Source organism: Rhodococcus sp. 7Tela_A2, from assembly GCF_049311045.1.
Classification (GTDB): domain Bacteria; phylum Actinomycetota; class Actinomycetes; order Mycobacteriales; family Mycobacteriaceae; genus Rhodococcus.
Map to the genome: position 1 here is coordinate 1 of NZ_JAXION010000178.1, position 5765 is coordinate 5765.

At 68.0% G+C, this 5765-nt stretch carries 6 protein-coding genes; 2 read left to right on the plus strand and 4 right to left on the minus strand.

The features are described from left to right. The 4 genes from gatB to TVH25_RS20535 form a co-directional block, all read right to left on the minus strand. Nucleotides 1-1343 (minus strand): Asp-tRNA(Asn)/Glu-tRNA(Gln) amidotransferase subunit GatB (gene gatB, locus TVH25_RS20520; protein WP_422425349.1); only part of this gene is annotated, 1343 nt, incomplete at its 3' end. A 67-nt stretch (nt 1344-1410) separates the two neighbouring features. Continuing rightward, nucleotides 1411-2442 carry a 6-phosphofructokinase gene (locus TVH25_RS20525; protein WP_169619645.1) on the minus strand — a complete coding sequence of 344 codons (1032 nt, stop codon included), beginning with the start codon at nt 2440-2442 and terminating at the stop codon, nt 1411-1413. Nucleotides 2443-2510: 68 nt separating this feature from the next. Next, nucleotides 2511-3188 (minus strand): response regulator, encoded by a 678-nt coding sequence (locus tag TVH25_RS20530; protein ID WP_169619646.1) that lies wholly within the window; start codon nt 3186-3188, stop codon nt 2511-2513. A gap of 11 nt (nt 3189-3199) precedes the next feature. Continuing rightward, complete coding sequence (locus tag TVH25_RS20535; protein WP_422425352.1) at nt 3200-4348, minus strand: sensor histidine kinase; 1149 nt, start codon at nt 4346-4348, stop codon at nt 3200-3202. A gap of 166 nt (nt 4349-4514) precedes the next feature. On the opposite strand from TVH25_RS20535, the gene TVH25_RS20540 reads away from it, so the two are divergent. Next, nucleotides 4515-5195 carry a hypothetical protein gene (locus TVH25_RS20540; RefSeq protein WP_422425350.1) on the plus strand — a complete coding sequence of 227 codons (681 nt, stop codon included), beginning with the start codon at nt 4515-4517 and terminating at the stop codon, nt 5193-5195. After that, nucleotides 5192-5765 (plus strand): alpha/beta-hydrolase N-terminal domain-containing protein (locus tag TVH25_RS20545; RefSeq protein WP_422425351.1); only part of this gene is annotated, 574 nt, incomplete at its 3' end. The genes TVH25_RS20540 and TVH25_RS20545, both read left to right, overlap by 4 nt.

Sequence of the window (5765 nt, forward strand, 5' to 3'; positions counted from 1 at the left end):
AGCTTGCTGTCGTCACGCACCACGACGAGTTCGGGATGCGCCTCGAGGATCTGCTCGGGATCGCCTTCACCCGCGAGCACGTGATCGACGACCTGGCGGGCGACCTTGTTGTTGAGCTTGCCGCTGTCGATGAGCGCAATGACCTGCGCGACCTGCTTCGGACTGATCGGAAGATCGGCCAGTTCGACTCCGCGCGTGTTGGCCTGCTGCGTCAGGTACGACACCCACCAGGATCGCGCCGCGTCGGCGGGCGCACCCGCCTCGGTGGTGGCGATGACCAGGTCGAGGGCGCCGGCGTTGACCAGGTCGCGCATCACCTCGTCCGAGACACCCCATTCGGCTTGGATGCGGGCCCGACGCAACCACGGCAGCTCCGGGAGCGTGCCGCGCAGTTCTTCGACCCACGCGGCGTCGGGTGCGACCGGTTCGAGGTCCGGCTCCGGGAAGTACCGGTAGTCCTCCGCGGTTTCCTTGCGGCGACCCGGGGATGTGGTGCCGTCGGCCTCCTGGAAGTGCCGGGTTTCCTGGATCACCTCACCGCCGGAGAGGAGCACTGCGGCTTGACGGCGCATCTCGTAGCGCACGGCCACCTCGACCGACTTGAGCGAGTTGACGTTCTTCGTCTCGGTACGGGTACCGAACTCCTTCGCGCCGATCGGCATGAGCGAGATGTTCGCGTCGCACCGCATCGATCCCTGGTCCATGCGCACATCCGACACGTCGAGCGCGCGGAGCAGGTCGCGCAGGGCGGTCACGTAGGCGCGTGCCACCTCGGGCGCGCGTTCTCCGGCACCGACGATCGGCTTGGTGACGATCTCGACGAGGGGCACTCCCGCACGGTTGTAGTCGAGCAGCGAGTGGCTCGCACCGTGGATCCGGCCGGTGGCGCCGCCCACGTGCAGCGACTTGCCGGTGTCCTCCTCCATGTGCGCGCGTTCGATGTCCACGCGCCAGGTGCTGCCGTCGTCGAGCACCACGTCGAGGTAGCCGTCGGTGGCGATGGGCTCGTCGTACTGCGAGATCTGGTAGTTCTTCGGCTGATCCGGGTAGAAGTAGTTCTTGCGCGCGAACCGGCCCCACGGGGTGATCGAGCAGTTCAGGGCCAGACCGATCCGGATCGCCGACTCGACCGCCGCCTGGTTCACCACAGGCAGTGCGCCCGGGAGACCGAGGCACACGGGGCACACCTGGGTATTGGGCTCGGCGCCGAACCCCGTCGGGCACCCGCAGAACATCTTGGTGGCGGTGTGCAATTCGACGTGCACCTCCATGCCCATCACGGGCTCGAACTTCGCGAGCACGTCGTCGTAGGCGAGCAGGTCGGCAGACACAGAGGCAGTCATGCACCTGATTTTAGACCGCCCCCCGAACGGGGCGGCGCGGGCTCGTACCCGGCCACCCCGCGCGGCCTCAGCCGAAGAGAACGCGCATTTCCTGATAGCGCGACTCGGGCACGAACTTGGGGTCGGCAAGCGATTCGTCGAACCCGACCCGGGCGATCTCGGTGCCGTGCAGCGCGACCATGTGTCCCCATTCCTCGTCGGCGACGAGATCGGTCACCGCCATACCGAGGCGGGTTGCGAGCACCCGGTCGAACGCGGTCGGAACACCACCGCGCTGGATGTGTCCGAGCACGGTGGCGCGGGTTTCGATGCCGGTGCGCTCCTCGATCAGGGGCGCGAGCACCTCGCCGATACCGCCGAGCCGGGGGCGATCGAACCCGTCGAGTCCCTTGGTCGAATACGCCTCGTCCATATCCGGGAACTTGAATCCCTCCGCGACGACCACCATCGGCGCACGTCCGCGGTTGCGGACGCTGAGCACCCATTCGCAGATCTGCTCGAGGCTCTCGGGGTGTTCCGGGATCAGGATGGCGTGGGCGCCACCGGCGGTACCCGAATGCAGCGCAATCCATCCTGCATGCCGGCCCATCACCTCGAGGACCATGCACCGTTTGTGGGAATTGCCGGTCGTACGCAGCCGGTCGATCGCCACGGTGGCAATCTCCACGGCGGTATCGAACCCGAAGGTGTAGTCGGTGTGGCTGAGGTCGTTGTCGATCGTCTTGGGAACACCGACGATCTTGATCCCGTCCTCGAACAGGCGTTTCGACGCCGCCGCCGTGCCCTCACCCCCGATGGCGACGACTGCGTCCACCCCGAGCCGGTCGAGAGTGGCCTGAATGTTCTGCGCACCGCCCTGCGGGCCCTGATAGGGGCCGAACCGGCTGGTACCCAGAATGGTGCCGCCCTGCTGGGCCAGACCACGAACTCTGCTGCGATCCAACGGAATCGCGTCGCCTTCGACGAGTCCCCGCCAACCGTCGAGGAAACCGACGAACTCCTGGCCGTGGACTTCCGTGCCTTTCAGGACCGCGCCGCGGATGACAGCGTTGAGGCCCGGGCAGTCCCCGCCGCTCGTAAGAATCCCGATCGTCGTCATGCATACCTCCGTCGAATGGACTTCGTTCCGCCCTGCCATCCTGCCCGTTACGCCGCGACAGGGCAGCCCTAACCCGGAGTCACCAGCCCCGATTCGTAGGCGATCACCACCGCCTGCGCACGGTCGCGCAGGTGAAGCTTGCCCAGAACCTTGCCGACGTGGGTTTTGACGGTCTGCTCGGCGACGAACAAGCGCTCGGCGATCTCGGTGTTCGACAACCCGTGCGCGATCAGTTCGAGGACTTCGAGTTCACGAGGGGTCAGGACGCCGAGTGTGTCGTCACGCCGACGCCGTGAGGGGCGACGCCGGGTGACGTCGGCGATCAGTCGGCGCGTGACGGTCGGCGCGAGCAGTGCCTCCCCCTTCGCCACGACGCGCACGGCACGGACCAACTCGTCGGCCGGTGCGTCCTTGAGCAGGAACCCGCTCGCCCCCATCCCGAGCGCCTCGTACACATAGTCGTCGAGATCGAACGTGGTCAGCATCAGCACACGTGAACGGGGTTCGCGCGTGTCGGAGAGGATGAGCCGGGCCGCGTCGAGGCCGTTCATCTCGGGCATCCGCACATCCATGAGGACGACATCCGGTCGCAGCCGCGCCACCTCGGTGACGGCGGCCCGCCCATCGGGCGCGTCGCCGAGAACACTGATGTCCGGCTGCGCGGCAAGCAACGCGCCGAAGCCTTGTCGCACCATCGCCTGGTCGTCGGCGATGAATACGGTGACGGGTCTCTCGAACTCGATCATCGGCCGCCAGCCTAGGCCGCGAGCGTCGGAAGCAGTGCCCGCACCTCGAACCCCCCGTCGGGTCGCGGGTGTGCGACAAGGTTTCCCCCGACGGCCGCAGCGCGTTCGGCCATCCCGCGGATGCCGGTACCGCCGCCGTGGTCCGATGCCGAATCAGCCGGTTCTCCGGGGCCGTTGGTCACCGAGATCGTCACGGTCCCTTTTCCCCACTCGAGGCAGGTCGCGACTTCCGCGCCGGGCGCGTGCCGTGCGCTGTTGGTGAGAGATTCCTGAAGGATTCGATACATCGTCAGCGCCACGGCGTCTGTCACACCCGCCGGCACCCCCGTCGTCCGGGCGTCGAGCCGGATCCCGGCACGTCGTGAGGCCTCGAACAGATCGGCAATCCGGTCCAGACCGGGTTGCGGCGCGCTCTCCGGCAGTTGTCCGTCGCTGCGGAGCACACCGAGGAGGCCGCGCACATCGTTGAGCGCTTCGCGAGCGGCGGCGCCGATCGTGTCGAATTCCGCGCGCACCTCGTCTGGCATCGTGGGGAGCCGATACGGTGCGCTCTGCGCCTGCACGACGATCATCGACATGTGGTGGGCGACGATGTCGTGCAGGTCGCGCGCGATGTGCGCCTTCTCTTCGAGGATCGCGCGCCGTGCACGCTCGAGTTCGCTGACCTCCTCCTCGTGTGCGAGTTGCCGACGGGAGATCACGAGCCAGCGCACGAGTAATCCGAACACGACGACGGCGGTGATCCCGATGGCCCAGCCCCAGCCGTCGTTGCCCGGCACGAATCCGAAGAAGAGCAGTACCGTCGCAAGCCATACCGCGAGGACGACGCGGATGTCTTCACGGACGCTCACCGCTGCGACCAGCACAAGCATCACGATGATGTGCACGACCTGCCACGGGTAGTCGAACCCGTCGACGCGGTCGACGACGACCGGGACGACGAGCGCCGTCGCCGCGGTGAGGGCCCAGCCGAGAAGCGGCCGGACCCAGACGAGCAGCATCGGGAACACCGCCGCCGCGGACAGCAGCGGCATCACCTGGGGCGACACCTCGTGGGTCAGGCGCAGGGTGGGCCAGGCGACGGCGTACAGAATGAGCGTCACCGCGACGACGCACATCGATGCCCAGTGCCGGCGGACGAACCGCCCCGTGGACCGCATTCCCGACGATTCCCGCTTCTTCACACGTTCACGCTAGGTTTTGCGCCCCTCGCCTGTCCTCATACCTGAGAGTGAGATCCGGGCGACCCTCCGGTACGGGCCGCTCCTTCCGGACCGCTCCGTCGCGTGATCCGTGCGGATGTGTTCCGTTCCTAGCGTCGCCGCCATGACATTGCGATCGCTGGTCCGCCGGGGTGCGGCCGCCCTCATTGTGGGCGCAGGGGCGGCGCTGTGCGTAGGCGCGACGCCCTCCGCGGCCACCGGTATCCCATCCCCATCGGCCGGAGCGCCGCACGCGCTCGCGGCCACCGCCCCCGTGGATATCACGGCCCCCGCTGCGGCCGTCCACGCTCTCGCGACCGACGACACCGCCGCTGCGATGGCGGCGTTTCCTGCGGACTTCGCCGCCACGATGGGTTACTCGCCGGTGACCGAGCCCGGGGTCACATCCACAGAGGTCCTCGCGGACCCCGACGGGGACTGCTCGTCTCCGGTCCCGCTCCCCAGCTCGTTCGACGCCGCGTGCCGTGTCCACGATCTCGGGTACGACATGTTGCGTTTCGCCCGGGACAGCGGACAGGAACTGGGTCCCGACGCACGCCGCGAGCTGGATGCGATGCTCGCACGTCACCTGCGTGCCACGTGCGAATCCGATGCAGCCCAGAGCGATCCGTCCTGTATGCCCGCGGCCCATCTCGCCACGACCTTCGTGCGTCTCAACTCCTGGCGCCAGGGCTACCGCATCCCGATCTCCGAATCCCCCGCGTCGTTCCTGATGGTGGCAGGTCTCGGCGCACTCCCGGTCGTCTTGGGCGCGTGGGCAGTGCGAAGGGCGGCCCGCCGATGAGCATCCTCGCTCGCGACCACACTGCCGGGTCCCCGCCGTTGCACCCGGGCACCGCCGGGCGCGTCCGGTCCGTCCTGGCATCGTCGGGACCGACGATCGGTACCAGTGTCACAATCGCTGTCGCACTCTGGTTTTCACTCGCGCCGTCGCTGCTTCCCCGCACGTCGTCGACGCAAGGGCTGGTGTCCGGACTGGTGGTCGTGCTGGCACTGGCGGTCCGGGCGGGTATCGCGCGAATGCGCGCCCCGCGCCCCGCACGCGTATCCGGCGAGACCGAGGTGCGGTACCTCGCCGCGTCCGTTGCCGCCGCGTCCGTCGTGATCGCCGGGACCGGCGCACACCACTGGCAGAACGCGCTGCGAGAGGCGATGGGACAGGCACAGATCGGGCCGCGTTATTGGCTCGACGTGTTCGTCACGGCATCGATCGTCGCCGCGCTCCTCGTCTTCTCGGCACGGGCGGTACGCACGATCCTGCGGAACCGGCGAGGACGACGAATTGCGGTGACGATCGGTACAGCTTGTCTCGCAACATGGTTCGCTGCCGGATCGGCACTGCTCTCCCCTGCCC

Coding starts and splice junctions, on each gene's coding strand:
- TVH25_RS20535 (WP_422425352.1), bottom strand. CDS start 4,348: ATGCGGTCCACGGGGCGGTTCGTCCGCCGGCACTGGGCATCGATGTGC.
- TVH25_RS20530 (WP_169619646.1), bottom strand. CDS start 3,188: ATGATCGAGTTCGAGAGACCCGTCACCGTATTCATCGCCGACGACCAG.
- TVH25_RS20525 (WP_169619645.1), bottom strand. CDS start 2,442: ATGACGACGATCGGGATTCTTACGAGCGGCGGGGACTGCCCGGGCCTC.
- TVH25_RS20540 (WP_422425350.1), top strand. CDS start 4,515: ATGACATTGCGATCGCTGGTCCGCCGGGGTGCGGCCGCCCTCATTGTG.